Origin of the sequence: Bradyrhizobium tropiciagri (assembly GCF_018130545.1) — a bacterium.
Classification (GTDB): domain Bacteria; phylum Pseudomonadota; class Alphaproteobacteria; order Rhizobiales; family Xanthobacteraceae; genus Bradyrhizobium; species Bradyrhizobium tropiciagri_A.
Map to the genome: position 1 here is coordinate 1 of NZ_JAFCKF010000003.1, position 23,299 is coordinate 23,299.

The following is a 23,299-nucleotide window of genomic DNA, read 5'->3' on the forward strand; positions in this document are numbered from 1 at the left end:
AGATTGTGCGGATTGCCAGGCAGTCCGTCGGCGCCGATGAAGCGCACCGCGATGGCGTCGGCCTCGCGCGCCACGTCAAGCGCGATCTCGGTGCGATCGAGCCATACCGCGCGGCGGCGCTCGCGCAGCACCACGCGGCCTCCCATTTGGCCGGAGATCTGCCGCTTGCGTTCGCCCAGCACGTGATCGATCGCAGCCCCCACAGCCGCGAGCCGCCGCGCGATCTCGCCCTCGGGCGCGCGCGCGGAAAATCCTTTCGGGAATTCCTCGGCGATGAAACCGGTCGAGAGCCTGCCCTCACGCCAGCGCGGATGGTTCATCAACGCCGACAGGAACGGAATGTTGTGCCTGATGCCGTCGACATAGAAGGCGTCGAGCGCAGTCGCCTGTGCCTCGATCGCCGCGGCGCGCGACGGCGCGTGGGTGACGAGCTTGGCGATCATCGGATCGTAATGGATCGAGATCTCGCCGCCCTCCTGTACGCCAGTATCGTTGCGGATGGTGATGCCGTCATGGCTGGCTTCGGCCGGCGGACGATACTTCACCAGGCGTCCGATCGACGGCAGGAAGTTGCGGAACGGATCCTCGGCATAGACGCGGGATTCCACCGCCCAGCCGGTCAGCGTGACGTCCTTTTGCGCGAGCGCGAGCTTCTCGCCGGCCGCGACCCGGATCATCTGTTCGACGAGGTCGATGCCGGTGATCAGCTCGGTGACGGGATGTTCGACCTGCAGACGGGTGTTCATCTCCAGGAAGTAGAAGCTCTTGTCTTGGCCGGCGACGAATTCCACCGTGCCGGCCGAATCGTAGTTCACGGCCTTGGCCAGCGCGACCGCCTGCTCGCCCATCTTGCGGCGGGTCTGCTCGTCGAGCAGCGGCGACGGCGCCTCCTCGATGACCTTCTGGTTGCGGCGCTGGATCGAGCACTCGCGCTCGCCGAGATAGATCACGTTGCCATGCTTGTCGCCGAGGATCTGGATCTCGATGTGCCTGGGATCGACGATGAACTTCTCGATGAAGACGCGGTCGTCGCCGAACGAGGATTTCGCTTCGGCCTTGGCGAGGTTGAAGCCTTCGGCGACCTCTCCCTTCGAATGCGCGATGCGCATGCCCTTGCCGCCGCCGCCGGCGGAGGCCTTGATCATCACGGGATAGCCGATCTCATCGGCGATCTGGACGGCGTGCTTGTCGTCCTCGATGACGCCGAGGTGGCCCGGCACGGTCGAGACCTTCGCCTTCGCAGCCGCCTTCTTGGATTCGATCTTGTCGCCCATCGCGGCGATGGCGCCGGGGTTCGGGCCGATGAAGACGATGCCGGCGGCCTCCAGCGCGCGCGGAAACGCCTCGCGCTCGGACAAGAAGCCGTAGCCGGGATGCACCGCTTGCGCGCCGGTCTTGCGGCAGGCCTCGACGATCTTGTCGATCAAAAGATAGCTCTCGGCCGCTGCGGGCGGGCCGATCAGCACGGCGTCGTCGGCCATCTCGACATGCAGCGCGTCGCGGTCGGCCTCGGAGTAGACGGCGACCGTCTCAATCCCCATACGGCGCGCAGTCTTGATGACCCGGCAGGCGATCTCGCCGCGGTTGGCGATCAGGATTTTCTTGAACATGGTCACAGAGGCAGGTTGTCGTGTTTCTTCACGGGGATCTCGACCTTCTTGTCCTTCAACATCGCCAGGGCCCGCGCGATTCGGCGGCGTGTCGAATGCGGCATGATGACATCGTCGATGTAGCCGCGTTCGGCGGCGATGAAGGGCGACAGGAAGCGGTCTTCGTATTCCTTGGTTCGCGCGGCGATCTTGTCGGGGTCGCCGATGTCGGAGCGGAAGATGATCTCCACCGCGCCCTTGGCGCCCATCACGGCGATCTGGGCGGTCGGCCAGGCGTAGTTGAGGTCGGCGCCGATTTCCTTCGACGCCATCACGTCGAAGGCGCCGCCATAGGCCTTGCGGGTGATGATGGTGACGAGCGGCACCGTGCACTGCGAATAGGCGAACAAGAGCTTGGCGCCGTGCTTGATCAGCCCGCCATATTCCTGCGCGGTGCCCGGCAGGAAGCCCGGCACGTCGACGAAAGTGACGATCGGGATGTTGAAGGCATCGCAAAAACGGACAAAGCGCGCCGCCTTGCGCGAGGCATCCGAGTCGAGGACGCCCGCCAGCACCATCGGCTGGTTGGCGACGAAGCCCACGGTGCGGCCGGCGATGCGGCCGAAGCCGGTGACGATGTTCTTGGCGAAGGTCTCCGAGATCTCGAAGAAATCGCCCTCGTCGACGACCTTCAGGATCAATTCCTTCATGTCGTAGGGCTTGTTCGGATTGTCGGGGATCAGCGTGTCCAAGGACATGTCGACCCGGCCGATATCGTCGAAGCTCGGCCATTCCGGCACGCCGTCGCTGTTGTTCGACGGCAGGAAGTCGATCAGCCGGCGCATCTGCAGCAGCGCGTCGACGTCATTCTCGAACGCACCGTCGGCGATCGAGGAGCGCGTCGCGTGCACCGAGGCGCCGCCGAGTTCCTCGGCGGTCACTACCTCGTTGGTGACGGTCTTCACCACGTCGGGGCCGGTGACGAACATGTAGCTGGTGTTCTTCACCATGAAGATGAAGTCGGTCATCGCAGGCGAATAGACGTCGCCGCCGGCGCAGGGGCCCATGATGACGGAGATCTGCGGGATCACGCCCGAGGCCTGCACGTTGCGGCGGAACACATAGGAATAGCCAGCGAGGGCCGCGACGCCCTCCTGGATGCGCGCGCCGCCGGCATCATACAGGCCGATGATCGGCGCCCTCGCCTTCATCGCCATGTCCTGAAGTTTTGTGATCTTCAGTGCATGGGTTTCCGACAGCGAGCCGCCGAACACGGTGAAGTCCTTGGCGAACACGAAGGTCTTGCGACCGTTGACCGTGCCCCAGCCGGTGACGACGCCGTCGCCGGGGATCTTGTTCTTCTCCATGCCGAACTCGGTCGAGCGGTGCTCGACGAACATGTCGAATTCCTCGAACGAGCCCTTGTCGAGCAACAGCTCGATCCGCTCGCGGGCGGTGAGCTTGCCGCGGGCGTGCTGCGCCTCGATGCGCTTTTCGCCGCCGCCCAATTTGGCGCCGGCGCGCCGCTCTTCGAGGGTATCGAGGATGTCTTTCATTTGTTTCCGCCCGTGTTAGCTACAGTCCGCGTCCCGGCGCCAGCCGAGGGTCCGTTTGGTTCGGAAAAGGCTTTAGCACGGCCATTTCGGAACCGGAAAGCGGCTTGTGGGCAGGGCAAGCCGCAAAAACGGTAGGATTTTCCGACATCTGGGGAGATTGCGATGACTGACACGACCACGGCCGAGACCGGCGCAGCGACCGGCGGGGTCCGCACCCTGCTCCGACTGGAGGGGCTGGTGCTGTTCATCGGGATGACCGTGCTCTACTACAAGTGGGAGGGGTCCTGGCTGGTCTATGTGCTGCTGTTCCTGGTGCCGGACATCAGCTTTGCCGCCTACCTGATCAGCCCGCGGGCCGGCGCCATCGCCTACAACGCCGCTCACACCTATCTGACGCCGGTGGCGCTGATGACGCTGGGTTTTGCCGGCGAAGGACCGCTGGTGCTCTCGATCGCGATGATCTGGCTCGCCCATATCGGGATCGACCGTGCGCTCGGCTACGGGCTGAAATATTCCAGAGGTTTTGGCTTCACCCATCTCGGGCGAATCGGGAAGGAGCAGGCTTAGGCTCGCCCGCTCTTCCTCGCGCCAGGCACGGCCGAGCAAATTGACAGCGTTCGCCCCGGTTGCTGTAGTCGAGGATCATCACGACGACATCCGGGGGATGAGATGCTGACAGACTGGCGCCTGGCCGCGACCGCGATCCTGTTCTGCTGCGCCGTGCTGTTCACCTGCATCGAGACCAGCGCCCAGCAGATGCCGAAGGAAATCGCGGCGCGCACCGAGATCTACGCCATCCCATCGGTGACGATCTCCGACCAGCAGTTCCTGACCGGCGATCCCAACGGCAAGCCGGTCACCGTCGGCGGCGAATTCCGCATCGCGCAAGGCACCGGCCGGCTGCCGGTCGTGGTGCTGATGCACGGCTCGAGCGGCGTCGGCGCCGGAATGGACGGCTGGGTTCGCCACTTCAACGCCATGGGCATCTCGACCTTCGTGATCGACGGCTTCTCCGGCCGCGGCCTGACCGCCACCGGGCCGAACCAGGCGCTGCTCGGCCGGCTCAATCTGATCATCGACATCTATCATTCGCTGGAGATCCTCGCCAAGCATCCGCGGGTCGATCCGGAACGCATCGTGCTGATGGGATTTTCGCGTGGCGGCCAGGCCACGCTCTATGCCAGCCTCGACCGCTTCAACAAGCTGTGGAACAAGTCCGGCGTGCAGTTCGCGGCCTATATCCCGTTCTATCCGGACTGCTCGACCAGCTATCTAACCGACACCGAGGTCGCGGCGCGGCCGATCCGGATCTTCCATGGCACGCCCGACGACTATAATCCGGTCGCTAGCTGCAAGGCCTATGTCGCGCGCCTCAAGGAGGCCAAGCGCGACGTGGTGCTGACCGAATATCCTGATTCCGCGCACGGCTTCGATGCCGGCCTGATCGGCAACAACACGGTGGTCGAGGCGACGGGATCGCAGACCGTGCGCCATTGCACCATCAGGGAAGGCGAAGGCGGCGTGCTGATGAACGCGTCGACAGAGGCGCCGTTCAGCTACAAGGATTCCTGCGTCGAACTCGGCCCGCATGTCGGCGGCAACCCGACCACCGCACTCGAGGCCCGCAAGGCGGTGAGCGATTTCCTGCAGGCGCTCTTCAAGCTGGGCTAGGCGAATCGCCGCGCGAACACCACGCAGACGACCACGAGCATGGTCGCGGCGATCATCGACCACGGCACCGGTTCATGCAGCAGCAGCCCGGCCAGCGCGAGGCCGAAGAACGGTTGCAGCAGCTGCAACTGGCCGACGCTGGCGATGCCGCCGAGCGCAAGCCCGCGATACCAGAACACGAAGCCGATCAGCATGCTGAAGATGGAGACGTAAGCGAGCCCGAGCCAGGCCGGCGCACCGATGCCCTGCCAGCTCGGCGGCAGCGTCATGATCGTCATCAAGAGCACCACCGGCGCCGAGAGCACCAGCGCCCAGGAAATCACCTGCCAGCCGCCGAGCCGGCGCGACAGCGTCGCCCCCTCGGCATAGCCGAGGCCACAGACGATGATCGCCGCGACCATCAGCAGATCGCCGGTCAGCGACGCCGACCCGTCGCCCGACAAGGCGAAGGCTGCGACCGTTGCGCTGCCGATGCAGGAAAACAGCCAGAACCTTGGCTTCGGCCGCTCGCCGCCGCGCAGCACGCCGAAGATCGCGGTCGACAGCGGCAATAGCCCGATGAACACGATCGAATGCGCCGAGGTGATGTGCTGGAGCGCGAGCGCGGTCAGCAGCGGAAAGCCGATCACGACGCCGAGCGCCACGATGGTCAACGACACCAGGTCGCGCCGTTCCGGCCAAGGTTGCCGCAGCACTGCGAGCAGCACAGCGCCGAGCAGCGCCGCGATCGCAGCCCGCGCCGAGGTCAGGAACAGCGGCGAGAATCCAGCCACCGCGACGCGCGTCGCCGGCAGTGAGCCGCTGAAGATGATCACGCCGAGCAGGCCGCTGCCCCAGCCGTCCAGCGACGCGCCGCCGCTCCCCGCGCCCGCCCAGGACTTCCCCGACAATGACTTCCCCGACAATGTCTTCGAATCGCTCATCGCACACCTCGGCTTTCGCGGGCGACGATAGTGGCGACGGTCTGGCCAAGGCAGTAACGGATCAGTACAATATCGCCAAACTGTATGGGTAGAGGTAGGCATACACTTGCGGCAACCATCCAACGATCGCGCTATTTCGGCGCCGAAGGCGACCCGGACCACCGATGTGATGAACGCGATCCGCGCCAGGATCGCGAGCCGCGCGCTCGCCGCCAACGACCGCCTGCCCTCGATCCGCAGCTTCGCCGCGACCATGGGCGTCTCGCCCTCGACCGTGGTCGAGGCCTATGACCGGCTCGCGGCCGAGGGCCTGATCCGGGCGCGGCCGGGGTCCGGCTTCTACGTCTCGTCCGCGGCGCTGCCGCCGCTGTCGCTGGCCAAGGACCAGCCGCAGCACGACCGCGCCGTCGATCCGTTCTGGGTGTCGCGGCAATCGCTCGACGCCGCGAGTGGCGCGCTGAAGCCGGGCTGCGGCTGGCTGCCTGCCGACTGGATGCCGACCGAAGCACTGCGGCGCGCGTTCCGCGGCCTGGCGCGAGCCGAGGACGCCGTGCTCGCCGATTACGGCGCGACGCGCGGCTCGCTCGCCCTGCGCCGCACGCTGATGGCGCGGTTCGCCGACGAGGGCCTCGAAGTATCGCCCGAGCAGGTGCTGCTCACGATGTCCGGCACCCAGGCGATCGACCTGATCTGCCGCTTCTTGCTGCGGCCGGGCGACACGGTGCTGGTCGACGATCCCTGCTACTTCAATTTCCGCGCGCTGCTGCGCGCCCATCAGGTCAAGCTTGTCAGCGTGCCCTACACGCCGGCGGGCCCCGATGTCGCAAGCTTCGAGGCGGTGCTCGAGGCCGAGCGACCGCGGCTCTACATCACCGTGTCCGGGCTGCACAATCCGACAGGGGCGACGATGTCGCCGCAGACCGCGCACCGCGTGCTGAATGCCGCCACCGCCTGCGATCTCACCATCGTCGAGGACGACATCTTCGCCGATTTCGAGCCGGAGCCGTCGGCGCGGCTCGCGGCGCTCGACGGGCTGAACCGCGTGATCCGGATCGGCAGCTTCTCCAAGACGCTGTCGGCGTCGTTGCGCTGCGGTTTCATCGCGGCGCGCGCCGACTGGATCGAGCAGCTGGTCGATCTGCAAGTCGCGACCGGATTCGGCGGCCCCTGCGCGGTCGCGACCGAAATCATCGCCAGCGTGCTCGCGACCGGCTTCTACCGCAAGCATGTCGAGGAGCTGCGCCGGCGGCTCGCGCGCGCCCGTCGCGACGTCGGCGAGAAGCTGCAGCGCATCGGCATCGAGCCGTGGCTGATGCCGCGCGGCGGCTTCCAGCTCTGGTGCCGCCTGCCCGACGGCTGCGACTCCGCCGACGTGGCGCGCGCGGCGCTCGCCGACAACATCGTGCTGGCGCCGGGCAACGTGTTCAGCACCACGCAATCGGCCACCGGCTTCATGCGCTTCAACGTCGCGCAATGCCGCGACCCGAAGCTGATGCCGGCGTTGCAGCGGGCGATCGGGCGCTAAGGCGCGCTCGATCGATGTAGCAGCACGCTACTTCTCCCCGACCTTGAACGGCTCCTCCTTGCCGGGCGGCACGGTTTCTTCGGCCATTGCCAGGATCATCGCGACCATCACGTAATTGCCGGCGAGCGCGGTGAGATCGACGATCTGCTGATCGTTGAAGATCTTCTTGGCCCGCGCATAGGTCTCGTCGGAGACCTTCTTGGTCGTGGTGAGCTCGGTGACGAAGTCGTACACGACGGCCTCGTCGTCGGCCATTTTCGACGGCCGGTCGCCGACCTTCAACTCTGCGATCACGTCCGGCGACAGCCCTGCCTTTGCCGCCAGCGGCGCATGCGCGAACCATTCGACCTGCGAGCGCCACTGCCGGCCGATGATCAGGATCGCGAATTCGTTCAGCCTGGTCGGCACGGAGGTCTGCCAGCGCAGATAATAGAAGAGATCGTACAGGCGCTGGCCGAGCACCGGGCTGCGGATGATCGGATTGTAGGGACCGCCGATGCCGACGCTCGACACCTTCATGATCTGCTCGCCGAGCGGCTTCTGCAGATCGCTGAGCTGATCCATCGTGAGCTGCGGGAAACGCGGCTCCTTGCTGGTGGCCGGTGCCGGGAACACCGTGGCCGCGAGCCAGCCGCCGGCTGCGGCCAGCGTGAGCGACGAAAGCCAGACAGTTGTTGAATGCATGATTCCTCCGATTTTGCTCTTATCGGAGGATGCTAGTCGAGCCGCACAGCATCGACCAGCCGCGCTGCGCGTAGATCAGCCCCTCACAGCGCGACGATATCGGTGAGGCATTGCTGCGTCACGCTCATCCGCGCGTCGATCTGCGCCTGGGTCTTGCAGTCCATGTTCATCGCGAACACGGTGATGTCGCTGCCCTTCTCGGACCAGCCGACCAGCCAGCCAAGCGAGCCGTGCTCCTTGTCGGTCAGGCCGGTCTTGGCGCGAATGACAGCGTCGCCGACTTTCGTCACCGGAAGGATGTCGCACACCAGCTGCTGGCTGCGCTTGCCGACCGGCAGCACACCGCGGCGCAAGCGGTCGAGGAAATCGATCTGCTGCACCGGATCGATCCGCAAATTGCCGGTGACCCAGAACTGATCGATGCCGCCGCCGATGTCGCGGTTGCCGTAGTCGATGATGTCGACATACTTCTTCATCCGCTCCTCGCCGATCCGGCGGGCGATCTCCTGGAACACCGGAACGGCCGACACCGCGATCGCCGAGCGCAGCGTGTGGTCCTTGTTCCAGGCCTCGATGCTGCGGGTGACGCCGTCCCACTTGAAGACGTCCTTGTCGGGGTCCTGCACCACGCCGGTCTCGAGCGCGATCAGCGCATTCGGGATCTTGAAGGTCGAGGCCGGCAATTTGCCCTCGCCCGAGCGGGTCTTGTCGCTGGCGATAATCAGATAGTCGTCGATCTTGTAGCCGACGAAGGTGCCCTCGGTGCCGAGATCGAAGAACCGCTTCTGCAGATCCTCGCGAAACTCGCTGCGCTGGTAGGACACATTCGCAAAACTGCGCGACGGCAGGATAGCAGCGGCGGCAAACAGACCGAGCGCATGGCGACGATGGATCACGGGAGACCTGGGCGAGTTGGGTTGGCGACGATGGTTGCTATCGTGGTAGAGCAATGACAACCAAAACGCCAGATCAGGCGTGTGATCGCCAACTTGCCGACCCAGTTCGCGCTAAGGTTGAGGTTATCGGAATGTCAAAACAGGGGCGCGTCTTGCGCGGGCTGCTCGTCACAATGTTTTGCCTTGCTGCCGGCCAAGCCGCCGCCGAGGCGCCATTCGTGCCACCCGGACTATCTCCACCGGACTACGAAGTCACCACAACGGCAACGAAATCCTACGATCCGAAGGAAAGCAGCCAGATTGTGATGCATCACGGCAATTGGACCCACGTAACCACGAGTATAGATTCGTCAACCGGCCAATACTACCGGAGTAGCGGAATTACTATCGGCTTCTATGATTGGAGCGTTGGGATCAGCCGCGATCGCTTACGCTTGAACGGGGTCGACTACGAAGCGCGCAATACCGGTGAACGACAGAACCATCTCGGTGAAAGCTGCACAGTGTGGGAAACCCAACGGAACAAGCCCGAAGTCTATGGTCGCCTGAAATCCTCTGAATCCAGCTGCGTGACCGATGATGGCATCGAGCTCTGGCACAGATCTATTTACGGAGACAAAGTCGGAAGATCAATCGAGGCGACGAAGATCGAACGCCGGCCGGTTTCGGACAACGAGGTCCATCCGCCGCGCTCCCTGCTGGCGTTAGACTGGCCGGAGCAGGACGCGCCAGAACGTTCGACAAAGCCGGATTATGAGGTTGTCATGGAGCTCTCGGTCGGCGCCGACCGGCCAACGCCCGTGATCCGTACGGTTCGCCAAAGCGGCCTGTGGCGGTTCACCGAGGAGATCGATGGCCCACGTCGCAATATCGCAATCACTTACGATTCGGGGACGCGACTTAGCTACGAGAGCGACAGCGCCGGGATTCCCAATCGACTCTCGATCTGGCCGTTGAAATCAGGACTTCCGGTATCGACGAGCGCAGCGCTACCCGACCCACGATATGCACCAAAGGATTTAGGTCGAAGCGACACGATCCTTGGCGAGTCGTGTCGCTGGTACCACATGAACCCTGGGTGGACACACGGCTTCACATCGGCCTGCAAGACCGAAGACGGGATCGTGCTCAAGGAGGAGTCTCATTCAAGAATAGACGATCGGACATGGACCGCCACACGCCTGACGCGGCGCCCGGTCTCGATCGACGAGGTCAAGCCTCCCGCCGAACTGTTGCAGCCGCACACCTGGGGCCTCGACTGACGCGCGTCTAGCGCTACCGAGCCCGGCCCGACATCCGCAGCACGAACACCAGCACTTCGGCGACGGCCTTGTAGAGCTCGGCCGGAATCTCGTCGCCGAGCTCGACATTGGAGAGCGCGCCGGCCAGGACCTCGTTCTCCTCGATCGGGATGTCGTTGGCCTTGGCGACCTCGATGATCTTTGCGCCGATCGCGCCCTTGCCTTTAGCGACCACGCGCGGCGCGCCGGCATGGTCGTAATGCAGCGCGACCGCGAGCTGGTTCTGCGTCTCGCTCATGATGCGCGGTCCAGGAAATGGCCGGCACGTGCGGGCGCGGGTTGCGGCGGGCTGCCGTCGCGGATCTCGATGTCGCCGGGCACAAGCTCGGCCCTGGTCAGCGCCTGGCTCAATTCGAAAGCGCCGGCGCGCAATTGCGCGGCGGTCGACGGACGCTCGGCCCACATCCGCACCGAGGTGCGCTCGCCGTTCAGCGAGACCAGCGCGTGCACCGGCCCCGCCGGTTCGACGTCCAGCGTGAAGCGCGCCCGCCACACCCGCTTGGCCGCTTCGATCTCATTGCCGCCGCCGTCGCGGGAAATCTCGAACTGCGCCATTGCCGTGCCCTGCTGGGTCAGGAACGGGATCTCGAAATTCCAGCGCGGCACCATGGCGTCGAGTTGCGCGCGCGCGGCATCGCTGTGGCCCGGCAGCGAGGCAACCTGCAGCAGCGTCTGCCGCGCCAGCGCCGCGTCGGTGTTTTCCAAGAGACGATGTGCCGTGGTCGCGAGCGGCGTGCCTGGCGCGATCGACGGCTCGGCAACGGCCTGTGCCGACGGCAGCGCGCCGTGGAACGGCGGTGGCGGCGTGTTGCCGCGTACCACGACATCACCCGGCAGCATCTCCCGCGGCGCGGTGCCCTGCCGTGTTGGATTGCCGAGTTCGTGCAGCGCTTCCTGAATGAGATTGAGCGTGCCGCCCGATGACGGGCCGGCATCGAGCGCATCCGCAAGTGCGCCGGCAAGTCCTGTGGCGGTGCGCGTCACATCCTCGGCGACTGGCACGCGGGCCTGCGGCAGCAGGATCTCCTGAACCTCGAGGCCATCTGCGGTCGGCGGCACAATGCTCGGCGCCGTGCTGGCGCCAGCCAGCGCCGGTTGCTGCGGCGGTGGCGCGGTCGCGGGCCTGGCCGCCTCGCCCGCGCCGAGCGAGGTCAGCGCCTGACGCAGCACGATCAGCGCGGCTTTCAGGTCAGGCACGTTGCCGGCCGGCGGCGTAACACCCGCGGCGAGCGTGGCCTCGAGCAACAGGCCGGATTTCTGGAAGCCGGCCTTGACGGCATCGCCGCTCAAATTCTGATCGAGGCCGGTCTGCTGCGCCAACACCTGCGCGATCGCAGCCTGTAGTTTGGGCGGCAAATTGGCTGTGGCAACCGCCGTGAGATTGGCGAACAGCGGCGCCTGGCTGCCCTGCACCGTGGCCGCGTGCTGCGCCGTCGCGGTAATGGTGACGCGCTCGAGCGGCGTCAGCACAACCTTCGGCACCGTGGCGACCGGCTGAGCAGCTGACGTGACGTTGGCCGCCTGTGGCGACAGCTGCACCGCATCGCCATTGCCCGCGCCCGGTCCAACCAGTTGCAGGCGAACGCCGCCGTCATTGCTCTGCGATACTGCGAGTTGCAGGGTCTGGCCCTGCTGCAGCGGCACCTCGGTCTGGACGTCGATCGACAGGCTCGCAATCGCGATCCGCACCAGATCGGCGGACAAGACCTTCAGCACCTGCGCATTGACGACGCTGCCGGTCTCGAGCGTGAGATCCGGCGCAGCGCTGTCCGCCTCCTTCGAGGCGAGCACCGGAAGCACGGGATTGACGGCAATTGCCATGTCGGAGGTCTCGGCGAGGCGCGAGGGACGTGCCGCAGGCTAGCCCGGCGCCGTAAACCCCTCGTTAACCGGTAGCCGGCTTGAGCTCCCTGAGGACGCCGGCGGCGGCCTTGAAATCGACCAGGCGGGCAGCCCGGCGCGCGGCCACCTCCTCGTCGACGCCCCATTTCTCGATGTTCCAGTCCTCGTCGACATGGGCGGCCGCCCAGATCTGGTCCTCGTCGCGAACGCCGTGCACCAGCGCCAGCGCCAGCAGCGCCGAGCCGGTCAGCGTCGTCACCACATGGAGGGCTGCGACCGACCATGGATCGGTCGGGAACGCGGCGCGCGCTGCCTTGATCGCGGGCTCGGGCTGGCCGACATGCATGACCCCCTCGGCCATCACGAAATGGGCGCCGAGCGCGTCCGCAGCCCAGAACAGGATCGGATCCCAATGCTGGGCCTCGCGCGCCACCAGCGCGTCGGGGTGGCCGGCGCGATAGAACAGCAGATCGCTGCCCAAGAACTTGGCCGCATCGTCGGCGACCTCGTCGGCGCGATCGATCACGCCCTCGATCACGCTGTTGGCGAGCCGCGTCAGCGGCATGGTGGTGGGATCGATGGTCTCTCCTTGCGCATTCCATTCCGCCGCGACCGCATCCGCGATGGCGCGGGTCGGCACCACGATCGGCTTGCCGGAGGGCGAGCGGACCTGCTTGCCGTCGAGCGTGATCAAAAATCCGCCATCGGCCTCGGTGACCCCCGCACTGGTGTAGAAGCGCTTGCGCTGCGGCGTGCGGATATGGCGCCGCACCGCCTCCTGCGGATCGAGCGGGGCTTGGTTGGGGACGTCTTCGAAGAGTTCGCGCATTACGCCGGCAGGCTTTCGTTCGGAGGGATTTCCCTGCAAGATATGTCAGCGGCAACGGCAAATAAAGCTGATGGGACGCGGCAAATTCCTTGCGGGTTTTTCGCTGGTTGCGGCGGCTTTCGGGGCCGCCACCGCCGGTGCCGGGTTCCGCTCGCCGGAATCCCTGATCCGCAATGTCTACGCCCATTACGGCAAGGGCAGCGCGGAGTTTTCGGCCGGGCTGCCGCGCGACGAGGCGACGGCGCGGCAATTCTTCGAGTCCAGCCTGCGCGCGGCGTGGTCCGCACCGCACGACGCGCCCTATGATTTCCTGGTGCAGAGCCCGGCCTGGCAGCTCGGCGCCGTCTCGATCGCGATCCTGCGTCGGCAGTTCGACAAGACCTACCTGACGGTCACGTTCGACAACCAGGGCCGCACGGTCACGCTCAACTTCATCGTCGTCAACGGCCCCGAGGGCTGGGTGATCTCGGATGTCGAGAGCCCGCACGATTCACTGCGGATGTTTCTGGCGCAGTTCGGACGGTAGACGGCAATGAGCCGCGATCGACGCCTGCATCGCACGATTTCGGCGCGAGCCTTTCGGTTTGCGTTGCTGTAAAGCTGTGGGGGCGACATCGACGCAGAGGAATGGATCGTGGCCAACGAACCTGACAGCTCCAACGACGGGCCACTGGATCGGGCGATCGCGATCCTGAGCTTCGTTGCCGAGCAGAAGAAGGCTTTGTCGGCTGCCGAGATCGCGGCCGCGCTTTCGCTTCCGCTTCCGACTGCGCATCGGCTGATCGGCAATCTCGAAGCGCGAGGCCTGATCCAGAAGGCGCTCGGCACCAAGCGCTACGTGGTCGGAAGCAGACTGGTGACGCTCGCCGCCAAGACGATCGGCGCGGCGTTTCGCACCGTGCGCCGGCACGCGGTGCTGAGCGCGGTGGCCGACCGCATCGGCGAGCAATGCGAGATCGGCGTCGTCCGCGACAACGTCGTGGTCTATGTCGACAGCGTTCGCTCCAAGCAACAGCAGGCGTTGCAGTTCAATCCGGGCGAAGCAGCGCCGCTGCATTGCACGTCGACCGGCAAGATCTACATGAGCCGGCTGCCCGCGAAGGTTCGCCAGCGGCTGGTCAAATCGCTCCCCCTCGTGCGCTACACGCCGACCACCATCGCCGATCCCGACGCGCTCTTGGCCTTGCTCGAGGAGACGCGGCGCAGGGGCTGGGCAAAGACCAACGAGGAATTCGTGCGGGGCGTCGTCGGCTGCGCCGTGCCGATCGTGTCGCCTGACGGCGACCTGATCGCATGCCTCGGTGTTTCAGTGCCCGCGGCGCGCGTCGGCTTCGCGGGTCTCGATGCTTTCATCGCCCCGTTGCAGGAGGCCGCAGCGCTGCTGTCCGAGACCATTCTACAGGACCATGAAGAAGATTTCGTTTATTCTCAATTTTCGGAATAAATACTCTCATTTTTCGAAGTAAATCTCGATCTCATGCCAATCCTGTGTATCCTTGAGGCAGTTGATTGCGCTGACCACGATTGAGGCAGCGCACTCCAAGTCCACTTTGCGACTTCAGGCCTGATCGCGCCGCCGGACCGTCCGGCGGGACGTCTTGCCGTGCCCAAAGCCACCGGAGTGATCATGCGCCAGCACTACGACATATCGGCCGTTCGCAAGGCCTTCCCGGCCGCCGAGCACGTGGTCTACCTCGACAGCGGCTTTCAGACGCCGCTCTCGCGTCCGGTGAAGGAGGCGTACGAGCGCTTCCTGTGGGAGAGCTTCGAAAACGCCGGCCCGAAGCAGGTCTGGCTCAATCGCCTCGAAGAGACCCGCACCAAGGTCGCCAGTTTCCTCGGGGTCAAGCCGCACGAAATCGCATTCACCAAGAACACGTCCGAGAGCATGAACATCGCCGCCAATGCGCTGCCGCTTCGTGCCGGAGACAAGGTTCTGATGATCCATGGCGATCATCCCAACAACGCCTACGCCTTCCTCAATCTGCGCAAGAAGGGCGTCGAGATCGTCTTCATCCCGATGACCGAAGTGGTGGATGCGGAAAGCTTCCGGCCGCATATCGACGAGCGGACGCGCGCGATCTCGATGTCGCAGGTCACCTTTCATGCAGGTCATCGCTTCGACGTCGAGAGCGTCGGCGAACTCTGCGCGCAGCATTCGCTCTACTTTGTGGTCGACGTGATGCAGGGCATCGGCGTGGTGCCGATCGACGCCAAGGCGATGAAGGCAACCTTCATCGGCTCCGGCACCCACAAGGGCCTGTTGGTACCGCAAGGGCTCGGCCTGCTCTATTGGGATGCGACGCGGACCGAGCTGGAGCCTGCCTACCTTGCGGCAGCCAGTCTTGCCGAGCCGCCGCTCGACTTCATCGCAAGCGCAGACAACATGGCCCTGCCCGCGACTGCGGGCCGCTTCGAGCTCGGCAATTTCAACCTGCCGGCAGTCCAGGCCCTGGGCGCGGCGATCGACCTCATCAACCAGATCGGGATCGAGCAGATCCAGCAGCATTGCTTCGAGCTCGGCGATTACCTGATCGAGCGCCTCGATCGGCTCGGGATCGGCCTGGTCGGCCCGCGCGCGCGGCAGCACCGCGCGCCGCACATCTATGTCATCGCCCTGCCGGCTGCCGACTGGCTGGACTACTTCACCCAGAACGGCATCCGTGTCTCGCCGGAGCGCGACGGCATCCGCGTGTCGCTCGGCATGTTCAACACTACCGAAGATATCGACCGTCTGATCGAGGCGATCCGCGCCCGCAACGCGCCATCGACCCAGGCCCGTACGGCCGTCCTGTCCAAGCTAGGCTAGCCTATAGGCTGTCCATTTAATTCAGCGGCACTCCGAGACGCCGTGAGGCGCGCCACAGCTCGGATGCTGCAACTCTCCGGTGGCGCAGGATCACGTCATGCAGGCAGGCAGCAGAGTCCAGACTTCGAGCAAGCTGACCACATACATCATGGTCAGCCTGTTCCTCGGCATTGCCGTGGGTTACGCGTGCAACACTCTCGCGAGCCCGGAACAAGCCAAGGCGATCGCCGGCTACTTCGCCATCATCTCCGACATCTTCCTGCGCATGATCAAGATGATCATCGCGCCGCTGGTGTTCGCCACCATCGTCTCCGGCATTTCCAGCCTCGGCGCCAGCGGGGGTGCCGTGGGACGCATCGCCGTCAAATCGCTGGCCTGGTTCATCACGGCCTCATTAGCGTCGCTGACGGTCGGGCTCGTGCTCGCGAACCTGCTGCAGCCGGGGCACGGCCTCGGTCTCGCGCTGCCTGACGTCAATGCCACCGCCAACGTCCAGACCAGCGCCCTGAACGTCAAGGATTTCGCCGCCCACGTCTTCCCGATCAGCGTCGTGCAGGCGATGGCCGGCAATGAGGTGCTGCAGATCCTCGTATTTTCGATGTTCTTCGGCTTTGCGCTGAGTGCGGTCAAAGGCACGCTGGCGCCCGACATCGCGCGGTCGATCGATCAGATCGTTCCTGTGATGCTGAAATTCACCGACTACGTCATGCGCTTTGCGCCGGTCGGCGTGTTCGCCGCCATGGCCGCGGTGATCACCACGCAGGGACTTGGGGTGCTCATCACCTATGGCAAGTTCGTCAGCGCCTTCTACTTCGGCCTGCTCGTGCTCTGGGTGATCATCATCGGCGCGGGCAGCGTGGTGCTCGGCGGATCGATCAGGAACCTGCTTCGTCTGCTGCGGCAGCCGATGATGATCGCGTTCTCGACCTCGAGCAGCGAGGCGGCCTTCCCGAAAATGATCGAGCAGCTGATGAAGTTCGGCGTATCGGAGCGGATCACCGGCTTCGTGCTGCCGCTCGGCTATTCGTTCAATCTCGACGGCTCGATGATGTATCAGACCTTCGCCGCGCTGTTCGTCGCCCAGGCCTTCAACATCGAGATGCCGATCACGACCCAGATCGCGATGTTGCTGTTGCTGATGATCACCAGCAAGGGAATCGCCGGCGTGCCGCGCGCCTCGCTGGTTGTTGCTGCCGCCACCCTCCCCACCTTCGGCCTGCCGGCGGGCGGCCTCGTGTTGTTGATCGGAATCGACGCCTTTCTCGACATGGGTCGGACAATGACCAATGTCATCGGCAATGGCGTCGCAACGGCCGTAGTTGCAAAATGGGAGAACGAACTGAGCGAGCCTGTCGAGCAAGACGCAAAGTTCCTGCCAACCGCCGTCGCGGGATAGCGAGAGCTCGCGGCCTTGGAATCACGAGGCCGCTCGCTGGAATTTGTTCGTCGTCGGCGCGACTGCACGTAACAAGATCGGCGACATCGAAAAAATTTCTGCGGATTGCCTGCGCGTCTCCGTATCTCCGCAATTCAGTCGGTGAATGGGTCATCCGATTGATCGCTCAGCAGGTTTGAACGTTGCGCGCGCTTCTGCGTCGAAGTGCCGCAAGTTTCTGTCATCTACGTGTTAAAAACCTGCCAGATTTCGGCAACAACGCGCCGCTAGCTTTCCGACACCAAACAGAAGCATTTGCCGACCCTTGCGGTCGCAAGACGTGAACTGACGCCACCCGTGACGTCGGTCGCGCGCTTGCGCGCGCGCGCCGGCGTATAAGCGGGGCGGCGTGGCGCGACGACTTTCGACCGTTTGTTGTGTCATCGCTGCGGCATGCCTGGGGCTTGCTGCGAGCGGCATGACGGCCTTGCTCGGCGCAACTGGCTTGCAGGATATGGCACGAGCACGACCGGACGTTTGTGCCCGGCCCGAACCCGGCAGCGCGATCAAAGAGCCCGGCGAATTGCGCAGCCGCGACGGCGTGCTCGAAACCGACCTCAGCATTCATGACGAGAAGCTGCCCGACGGCACCAGCCGCTATTGCTATTTGACGCCGGACGGCAAGCCGTCGCCGACCCTGCGGCTGAAGCCGGGCGATCAGCTCGTCATCCATTTCAAGAACGACCTCGTCGACCTCGACACCGCAACGCCCGCGATCGACAAGCCGCTCGCCGGCGCGCCGATCTGCACGACCAGGCCGAAAGTCGACGCCTGCGCGAGCGGCGCGATGACGCCGATCTCGACCAATCTGCACTTCCACGGGCTGACCGTGCCGCCGGTCTGCCATCAGGATGATGTGCTGAAAACCTCGACCCAGCCCGACGATGCGCCGTTCGAATACCGCCTGCGGATTCCGGACGACGCGCCGCCCGGGCTCTATTGGTACCACCCGCATCTCCACGGCTTCAGCAAGACCCAGGTGCTTGGCGGCGCCTCCGGCGCCATCATCATCGAAGGCATCGAGCGCGCCGATCCGCAGCTTGCTGGCCTGCCCGAGCGCGTGCTGGTGATCCGCGACCAGGATCTCGTCAATCCCGGCGCGTCGCCGTCGAAATTCGAGCCGGTCATGACCAAGAGCCAGATCGACAATGATGGCGACGTCGCCAACTCCGGCACCGGCTTCGGCAAGCCGTCGAAGGATCTCTCGGTCAATTTCGTGCCGGTGCCCTATCCGAACTATCCGCCGGCCCAGCTCAAGATGAAGCCGGGCGAGCGACAGCTCTGGCGCGTGCTGAACGCCTCCGCGATCACCTATCTCAACCTCGCTTTGCTGGTCGGCCGCGCGCCGCAGCAAATCGGCATCGTCGCTCTCGATGGCGTGCCGTTGCAATTCCACGGCAGCCCGTCGCCGCCGGTGCAGTGGGTCAATCATATCGGCCTGCCGCCGGGCTCGCGCGCCGAGTTCATCGTCGAGGGACCCCCGGCCGGCGCACAGGCGTTGCTAGTGACGCGCGCGGTCGACACCGGTCCCGCCGGCGAGAACGATCCCAACCGCGCGCTGGTTGCCATCACCGCCTCGGCCGATGCCGCCGCGCCGCAGGCCGCACTGCCCGCGCACGCCGAGCCGCTTCCGAAACCAGAGCGGCCCTGGGTCGGCAACGTCGCGCCGGTGCGCGTGCGAAAACTGTTCTTCTCCGAACAGCCGGAGAACCCCAACGATCCGAACAGTCCGACCAAATTCTTCATGACGATCGACGGCGAGACCCCGAAGCCGTTCGATCCGCAATCCGATAGTCCCGACATCACCGTGAGACAGGGCGACGTCGAGGACTGGATCATCGAGAACCGCTCGATGGAGCTGCATGATTTCCATATCCACCAGCTGCACTTCCAGCTGCTTGACTGGTCCGGTGTCGCCGTCAACGAGCCGTTCCTGCGCGATACCGTCAACGTTCCCTATTACAACGGCCGGATGCTGAAATATCCGAGCGTGCGCCTGCGCATGGATTTCCGCGATCCCAACATCGTCGGCACCTTCGTCTACCACTGCCACGTCCTCGAGCATGAAGACGGCGGCATGATGGGGCGGATCAAGGTCGTGCCGCGAGACACCGCAAGTTCCATCAAGCCGCTCAACGAGCAAAAAGGAGAGCTTTAATGCGCGACAGGCACAAGTCACGTTGGCTGCAGGGATGCCGCCTCACCCTCAGCGCACTTGCGCTGGGTCAGTTCACCGCCGGCCCGGTGCTTGCGGAGGACTGGAATCATCATGGTGGTGGCCACGAGACCCGGACGCCGATCAAGCACGTGATCGTCATTGTCGGCGAGAACCGCAGCTTCGACCACGTGTTCGCGACCTACGTGCCGCAGCGTTCCGGCGAAAACGTGTTCAACCTGCTCTCGCAGGGCATCGTCAAGCTCGACGCCAGCAAGAACGCGATCCCCGGACCGGACTTCGAAAAGGCGCACCAGCAGGCGGCCATGGATAACGGCCCGAACGATGCGTTCCTGCTGAGCCCGCCGAAGCAGAACTTCCCGAAGGATCAGCTGCCGTCTCCGCTGGTCGGCGGCCCCAAGGTCTCCTACATTCCGAACCAATGCGGCAGCTCGCCGATCACCACCTGCGAAGCGTCACTTGCGCTGGCGCAGCAGTCGGAATCCGGCCTGCCGTCCGAATACTACCAGTACCTGCTCTCCGGCGGCACCGGTCAGACCTCGCAGACCCCCGACCAGCGCATCACCAATGTCAGCGCGCTGCCGGCCGGTCCGTTCCAGCTCACCAACGCCGATGGCATGCCGTACGACTCCTATTCGGCAAGCCCGGTGCATCGCTTCTACCAGATGTGGCAGCAGCTGAACTGCAACCACTCGGCGGCCAGCCGCGACAATCCGTCGGGCTGCGGCGCCAATCTGTTCGCCTGGGTCGAAGTGACCGTCGGCGCCGGCGCCAACGGCGCGACGCCGCCCTCCAACTTCTCCACCGAGTATTCGCCGACCGCGAAGACCACCGGTGAAGGTTCGACGGCGCTCGGCTTCTACAACGTGCAGAAGGGTGACGTGCCCTACTTCACATCGCTGGCGCAGAAATATGCGATGAGCGACAACTTCCACCAGTCCGTCAACGGCGGCACCGGTGCCAATCACATCATGCTGGGTCATGCCGACATGATCTATTTCAGCGACACCTACGGCAACGCCGCAGTGCCGCCGAACGGCACGCAGGTTTTCGGCGGCACGCCCGACGCCGGCATCGTGCATGAAATCGAGAATCCGAATCCGGCTGTCGGCACCAACAACTGGTACACCGAAGACGGCTACGGCGCCGGCGGCAATGGCGGCTATCCCGCGCCGTACCAGACCAGCCCGGTGTCCGGCGGCGGTTCCTACAGCGACTGCTCGGATCCGAGCCAACCCGGCGTCAAGCCGATCCTGGACTATCTGAAGAACATCCGGATCAACGCGAATTGCGAACCGGGCCACTATTATCTGTTGAACAACTACAATCCCGGTTATTTCGGCAACGGCAAGAACGCCTACACCGACACCAATCCGTCGAACACGCCGTTCACGATCCCGCCGTCGACCCGCAAGAGCATCGGCGACAGCCTGAACGAGCGCAACATCTCCTGGAAGTATTACGGCGACCAGTGGAGCAACTACGTCAACGATCCCTACCAGCTCAACTGGGGCGTCGCCGGCCCGACCGCCGACGAGTACTGCAATATCTGCAATCCGTTCCAGTACGACAGCTCGATCATGTCGCATCCGGAACAGGTCGCAGCCCATATCAAGGACTCGGTTGATCTGTACTCCGACCTCAGCAAGCACTCGCTGCCGGCGGTCTCCATCGTCAAGCCGAGCGGCTTCACCGACGGTCACCCGTCGTCGTCCAAGCTCAACCTGTTCGAAGGCTTCGCCAAGAAGATCGTCGACCAGGTCCAGGCCTCGGACTACGCCAAGGACACCGCGATCTTCATCACCTTCGACGAAGGCGGCGGGTACTTCGACTCCGGCTATGTGCAGCCGCTGGATTATTTCGGCGACGGCACCCGTATTCCGCTGATCGTGGTGTCGCCGTTCGCGCGGCAGGGCCACATCTCGCATGAGTATGCCGATCACGTCTCGATCATCAAATTCATCGAGCGCAACTGGCGCCTGGAGCCGATCACCAACCGCAGCCGCGACAACTACCCGAACCCGGTCACGGCGCCCGGCAATCCCTATGTTCCGGTCAACAGCCCGGCACTCAGCGATCTCTTCGACTTCTTCGACTTCGACGGCGGTGGCCATCACCATCACGGCGATGGCGACGGCAACGATCAAGGCGGCAACTGGAACAACTGACGACCGCACCTCGCGACCTAACGATCCGCCGGCCCGGAAGGCCGGCGGATTTCGTTTTTGCCGGGCTAGTTGTCCAAAGCCTGCGCGAGCCTGTAACGTGCCCGGCGACATCGACCTCGTCGCCGTGGGATCCTGTCCAATGACCTCAATCGCTTTCCGCCCGGCTCAAGCCGCCGACCTTCCCGCAATCATCGCACTGCTCGCTGACGATGTGCTGGGGCAGCAGCGCGAGGATGCAAGCTCTCCACCGAACCGCAGATATGTCGACGCTTTCGATTCCATCCTTGCCGATCCCAACCAGCTGCAGGTGGTGGCAACGTTTGATGACAAGGTGATCGGCACGCTGCAGCTCACCTTCATCCCCGGACTGGCGCGGCTTGGTGCCTGGCGCGGACAGATCGAGGCGGTCCGGATCGCCGAGGCGCACCGCAGCTCTGGCGTCGGCCAGCAGATGTTCGAATGGGCGATCGCGCAATGCAAAGCGAGGGGCTGCCATCTCGTGCAGCTCACCACCGACAAGACGCGCCCCGATGCGCACCGCTTCTACGAGCGGCTGGGCTTCGTCGCCAGCCATATCGGCTACAAGATGATGCTCTGACGTCTGCAACGCCGGAGCCTCCCCCCCCCCGCCAGCGCTCAGGGCTTCTGATAGATCACATGACCGGCGCGGATGGTGGTGCTCACTTTGGCAAGATTGGCGACGTCGGCGAGCGGATCGCCGTCGAGCACCACGAGATCGGCGTCAAAGCCCTGCTCGACCTTGCCCTTCTTCGCGGCTTTGAAGAACCGCGCCGGATTGGTGGTCAGCGCGGCCAGCACCTGGCGCTCCGACAGCGCGCGGTGCATCAGCTGGACTTCCTGCGTGGTGTCGTATTGCGTGGTGAAGCCGACATCGGTACCGAACAGCACCGTGCCGCCATTGTCGGAGAATTGCTTGAGCTGATTGACGGTGACCGCGACCAGACGGTTGGTGACGTTCGGATCGAGCACGACGGTGGTGAACAGCCCCAGCGTCGGGATCAGCGCGGTGCCCTGCGCCTTGAAGCGCGCCAGCTGGTCGTCGGTGTAGGCGCGCTCGCTCGGCGTGGTGTGCGCGAGCACATCGACATCGGATGCGATCACCGTCTCGACGCCGATCTTGTTCTGCGGGTGTGCGAACACCGGCTTGCCCTGCGCATGCGCCACATCGACGGCCGCCTTGGCAATCGCCGGGTCCATGTTCACGACGGGCTTGTCGCCCATGAAGGCGCCGGTGAACAGCTTGATGCCGTCATCGCCCATCGCGAGCCAGTCGCGCGCCCATTTCGCCGCCTCTTCCGGCGTCGCGGCTTCGGGAAGCTGCAGATCGCGCGGCAGGTACACGGGATGCCCGCCCTTTGGAAAGATGCTGCCGGCCAGCCGGATGTTGGGACCGGCGACGTCGCCGGCCGCGATGCGCTTGCGCAGCGGCAGCGTATCGCGCGGATCGGAGCCGAGATCCCACACCGTGGTGAAACCCCAGCGCGTCAGCATCTCCTGCATGTGCTGCGTCAACGCCGCGGCCGGCGCCTCGCCGGCATTGTGCCAGGATTGTTGCGTGAAATGCACGTGGCTGTTCCAGAACCCGGCGACCACGGTCTTGCCGCTGCAATCGATCACCCGCGCATCCGCCGGCACCGTGACCTCGCCTGATTTGCCGACCGCGCTGATGACGCCGTCGGTCATCACGATCACGGCATCCGGCAACGCCGCCGCATCGGCCGATGCGTAAAGCGTGCCGCCTTTCAGCGCTACTGTCTCAGCGTTTGATGCCGTCGAGGTAGCGCCCAAGGCAAAGAGAACAAGCGCGACGCGTAGCCAGATCCTGGTCATGGACAGCCTCTCTCAGAATTGCACGCCGGAAGCGGTCCGGCGCG

Annotated in this window: 20 protein-coding genes; 11 read left to right on the forward strand and 9 right to left on the reverse strand. The window is 64.7% G+C overall.

What is annotated here, in order from left to right:
• On the reverse strand, positions 1–1,610 hold a 1,610-nt coding region (locus tag JQ616_RS12560), incomplete at its 3' end, for an acetyl-CoA carboxylase biotin carboxylase subunit (protein ID WP_212016255.1).
• Between the two features lie 2 nt (positions 1,611–1,612).
• Positions 1,613–3,145 carry an acyl-CoA carboxylase subunit beta gene (locus JQ616_RS12565; protein ID WP_212014856.1) on the reverse strand — a complete coding sequence of 511 codons (1,533 nt, stop codon included), beginning with the start codon at positions 3,143–3,145 and terminating at the stop codon, positions 1,613–1,615.
• A 162-nt stretch (positions 3,146–3,307) separates the two neighbouring features.
• Between JQ616_RS12565 and JQ616_RS12570 the strand changes: the two genes are divergently transcribed.
• Both JQ616_RS12570 and JQ616_RS12575 read left to right on the forward strand, forming a co-directional pair.
• On the forward strand, positions 3,308–3,712 hold the full coding sequence (locus JQ616_RS12570) for a DUF4260 domain-containing protein (RefSeq protein ID WP_212014857.1): 405 nt from the start codon (positions 3,308–3,310) through the stop codon (positions 3,710–3,712).
• A 102-nt stretch (positions 3,713–3,814) separates the two neighbouring features.
• On the forward strand, positions 3,815–4,816 hold the full coding sequence (locus JQ616_RS12575) for a dienelactone hydrolase family protein (protein WP_212014859.1): 1,002 nt from the start codon (positions 3,815–3,817) through the stop codon (positions 4,814–4,816).
• Here the strand turns inward: JQ616_RS12575 and JQ616_RS12580 are convergent.
• Positions 4,813–5,739 carry a DMT family transporter gene (locus JQ616_RS12580; RefSeq protein ID WP_249136740.1) on the reverse strand — a complete coding sequence of 309 codons (927 nt, stop codon included), beginning with the start codon at positions 5,737–5,739 and terminating at the stop codon, positions 4,813–4,815. The genes JQ616_RS12575 and JQ616_RS12580 overlap by 4 nt on opposite strands.
• 169 nt (positions 5,740–5,908) lie before the next feature.
• On the opposite strand from JQ616_RS12580, the gene JQ616_RS12585 reads away from it, so the two are divergent.
• The gene (locus JQ616_RS12585; RefSeq protein WP_212016257.1) at positions 5,909–7,264 is read left to right on the forward strand and encodes a PLP-dependent aminotransferase family protein; all 1,356 of its coding nucleotides are present in this window, start codon (positions 5,909–5,911) and stop codon (positions 7,262–7,264) included.
• Between the two features lie 27 nt (positions 7,265–7,291).
• Here the strand turns inward: JQ616_RS12585 and JQ616_RS12590 are convergent, their stop codons facing one another.
• The gene (locus tag JQ616_RS12590) at positions 7,292–7,948 is read right to left on the reverse strand and encodes a carboxymuconolactone decarboxylase family protein (protein ID WP_212014861.1); all 657 of its coding nucleotides are present in this window, start codon (positions 7,946–7,948) and stop codon (positions 7,292–7,294) included.
• 83 nt (positions 7,949–8,031) lie between these two features.
• Positions 8,032–8,844 (reverse strand): class D beta-lactamase, encoded by an 813-nt coding sequence (blaOXA, locus tag JQ616_RS12595; RefSeq protein WP_212014863.1) that lies wholly within the window; start codon positions 8,842–8,844, stop codon positions 8,032–8,034.
• Positions 8,845–8,897: 53 nt separating this feature from the next.
• Here blaOXA and JQ616_RS12600 point away from each other — a divergent pair, with 53 nt between their 5' ends.
• Positions 8,898–10,106: a hypothetical protein gene (locus JQ616_RS12600; RefSeq protein WP_212014866.1), complete on the forward strand. Its 1,209-nt coding sequence runs from the start codon at positions 8,898–8,900 to the stop codon at positions 10,104–10,106.
• Between the two features lie 13 nt (positions 10,107–10,119).
• Here the strand turns inward: JQ616_RS12600 and JQ616_RS12605 are convergent, their stop codons facing one another.
• The 3 genes from JQ616_RS12605 to JQ616_RS12615 form a co-directional block, all read right to left on the reverse strand.
• Positions 10,120–10,383, reverse strand: coding sequence for an EscU/YscU/HrcU family type III secretion system export apparatus switch protein (locus JQ616_RS12605; protein ID WP_021081624.1), 264 nt, complete (start codon positions 10,381–10,383; stop codon positions 10,120–10,122).
• Complete coding sequence (locus tag JQ616_RS12610; RefSeq protein WP_212014868.1) at positions 10,380–11,966, reverse strand: flagellar hook-length control protein FliK; 1,587 nt, start codon at positions 11,964–11,966, stop codon at positions 10,380–10,382. Before JQ616_RS12610 ends, JQ616_RS12605 begins: the two co-directional genes overlap by 4 nt.
• Before the next feature lie 64 nt (positions 11,967–12,030).
• Positions 12,031–12,816: an ATP12 family chaperone protein gene (locus tag JQ616_RS12615; protein WP_212014870.1), complete on the reverse strand. Its 786-nt coding sequence runs from the start codon at positions 12,814–12,816 to the stop codon at positions 12,031–12,033.
• A 70-nt stretch (positions 12,817–12,886) separates the two neighbouring features.
• Here JQ616_RS12615 and JQ616_RS12620 point away from each other — a divergent pair, with 70 nt between their 5' ends.
• The 7 genes from JQ616_RS12620 to JQ616_RS12650 all read left to right on the forward strand — a co-directional run bounded on the left by JQ616_RS12620 (position 12,887) and on the right by JQ616_RS12650 (position 22,002).
• On the forward strand, positions 12,887–13,342 hold the full coding sequence (locus tag JQ616_RS12620; RefSeq protein WP_212014872.1) for a hypothetical protein: 456 nt from the start codon (positions 12,887–12,889) through the stop codon (positions 13,340–13,342).
• A gap of 108 nt (positions 13,343–13,450) precedes the next feature.
• Positions 13,451–14,260, forward strand: coding sequence for an IclR family transcriptional regulator (locus tag JQ616_RS12625; protein WP_212014873.1), 810 nt, complete (start codon positions 13,451–13,453; stop codon positions 14,258–14,260).
• Positions 14,261–14,443: 183 nt separating this feature from the next.
• Positions 14,444–15,625, forward strand: coding sequence for an aminotransferase class V-fold PLP-dependent enzyme (locus JQ616_RS12630; protein WP_212016258.1), 1,182 nt, complete (start codon positions 14,444–14,446; stop codon positions 15,623–15,625).
• Between the two features lie 97 nt (positions 15,626–15,722).
• Positions 15,723–17,021 carry a dicarboxylate/amino acid:cation symporter gene (locus JQ616_RS12635; RefSeq protein WP_212014876.1) on the forward strand — a complete coding sequence of 433 codons (1,299 nt, stop codon included), beginning with the start codon at positions 15,723–15,725 and terminating at the stop codon, positions 17,019–17,021.
• A gap of 493 nt (positions 17,022–17,514) precedes the next feature.
• Positions 17,515–19,218 carry a multicopper oxidase family protein gene (locus JQ616_RS12640; protein WP_212014878.1) on the forward strand — a complete coding sequence of 568 codons (1,704 nt, stop codon included), beginning with the start codon at positions 17,515–17,517 and terminating at the stop codon, positions 19,216–19,218.
• A complete protein-coding gene (locus JQ616_RS12645; protein ID WP_212014880.1) occupies positions 19,218–21,404 on the forward strand; it encodes an alkaline phosphatase family protein in 2,187 nt (728 codons plus the stop codon). Before JQ616_RS12640 ends, JQ616_RS12645 begins: the two co-directional genes overlap by 1 nt.
• A 139-nt stretch (positions 21,405–21,543) precedes the next feature.
• Positions 21,544–22,002: a GNAT family N-acetyltransferase gene (locus tag JQ616_RS12650; protein WP_212014883.1), complete on the forward strand. Its 459-nt coding sequence runs from the start codon at positions 21,544–21,546 to the stop codon at positions 22,000–22,002.
• Positions 22,003–22,040: 38 nt separating this feature from the next.
• On the opposite strand, the gene JQ616_RS12655 is transcribed toward JQ616_RS12650, so the two are convergent.
• A complete protein-coding gene (locus JQ616_RS12655) occupies positions 22,041–23,255 on the reverse strand; it encodes an amidohydrolase family protein (RefSeq protein WP_212014885.1) in 1,215 nt (404 codons plus the stop codon).
• Positions 23,256–23,299: the final 44 nt, after the last annotated feature.

Coding starts and splice junctions, on each gene's coding strand:
- JQ616_RS12565 (WP_212014856.1), bottom strand. CDS start 3,145: ATGAAAGACATCCTCGATACCCTCGAAGAGCGGCGCGCCGGCGCCAAA.
- JQ616_RS12570 (WP_212014857.1), top strand. CDS start 3,308: ATGACTGACACGACCACGGCCGAGACCGGCGCAGCGACCGGCGGGGTC.
- JQ616_RS12575 (WP_212014859.1), top strand. CDS start 3,815: ATGCTGACAGACTGGCGCCTGGCCGCGACCGCGATCCTGTTCTGCTGC.
- JQ616_RS12580 (WP_249136740.1), bottom strand. CDS start 5,739: ATGAGCGATTCGAAGACATTGTCGGGGAAGTCATTGTCGGGGAAGTCC.
- JQ616_RS12585 (WP_212016257.1), top strand. CDS start 5,909: ATGAACGCGATCCGCGCCAGGATCGCGAGCCGCGCGCTCGCCGCCAAC.
- JQ616_RS12590 (WP_212014861.1), bottom strand. CDS start 7,948: ATGCATTCAACAACTGTCTGGCTTTCGTCGCTCACGCTGGCCGCAGCC.
- JQ616_RS12600 (WP_212014866.1), top strand. CDS start 8,898: ATGACAACCAAAACGCCAGATCAGGCGTGTGATCGCCAACTTGCCGAC.
- JQ616_RS12605 (WP_021081624.1), bottom strand. CDS start 10,383: ATGAGCGAGACGCAGAACCAGCTCGCGGTCGCGCTGCATTACGACCAT.
- JQ616_RS12610 (WP_212014868.1), bottom strand. CDS start 11,966: ATGGCAATTGCCGTCAATCCCGTGCTTCCGGTGCTCGCCTCGAAGGAG.
- JQ616_RS12615 (WP_212014870.1), bottom strand. CDS start 12,816: ATGCGCGAACTCTTCGAAGACGTCCCCAACCAAGCCCCGCTCGATCCG.
- JQ616_RS12620 (WP_212014872.1), top strand. CDS start 12,887: ATGGGACGCGGCAAATTCCTTGCGGGTTTTTCGCTGGTTGCGGCGGCT.
- JQ616_RS12630 (WP_212016258.1), top strand. CDS start 14,444: ATGCGCCAGCACTACGACATATCGGCCGTTCGCAAGGCCTTCCCGGCC.
- JQ616_RS12635 (WP_212014876.1), top strand. CDS start 15,723: ATGCAGGCAGGCAGCAGAGTCCAGACTTCGAGCAAGCTGACCACATAC.
- JQ616_RS12640 (WP_212014878.1), top strand. CDS start 17,515: ATGGCACGAGCACGACCGGACGTTTGTGCCCGGCCCGAACCCGGCAGC.
- JQ616_RS12645 (WP_212014880.1), top strand. CDS start 19,218: ATGCGCGACAGGCACAAGTCACGTTGGCTGCAGGGATGCCGCCTCACC.
- JQ616_RS12650 (WP_212014883.1), top strand. CDS start 21,544: ATGACCTCAATCGCTTTCCGCCCGGCTCAAGCCGCCGACCTTCCCGCA.
- JQ616_RS12655 (WP_212014885.1), bottom strand. CDS start 23,255: ATGACCAGGATCTGGCTACGCGTCGCGCTTGTTCTCTTTGCCTTGGGC.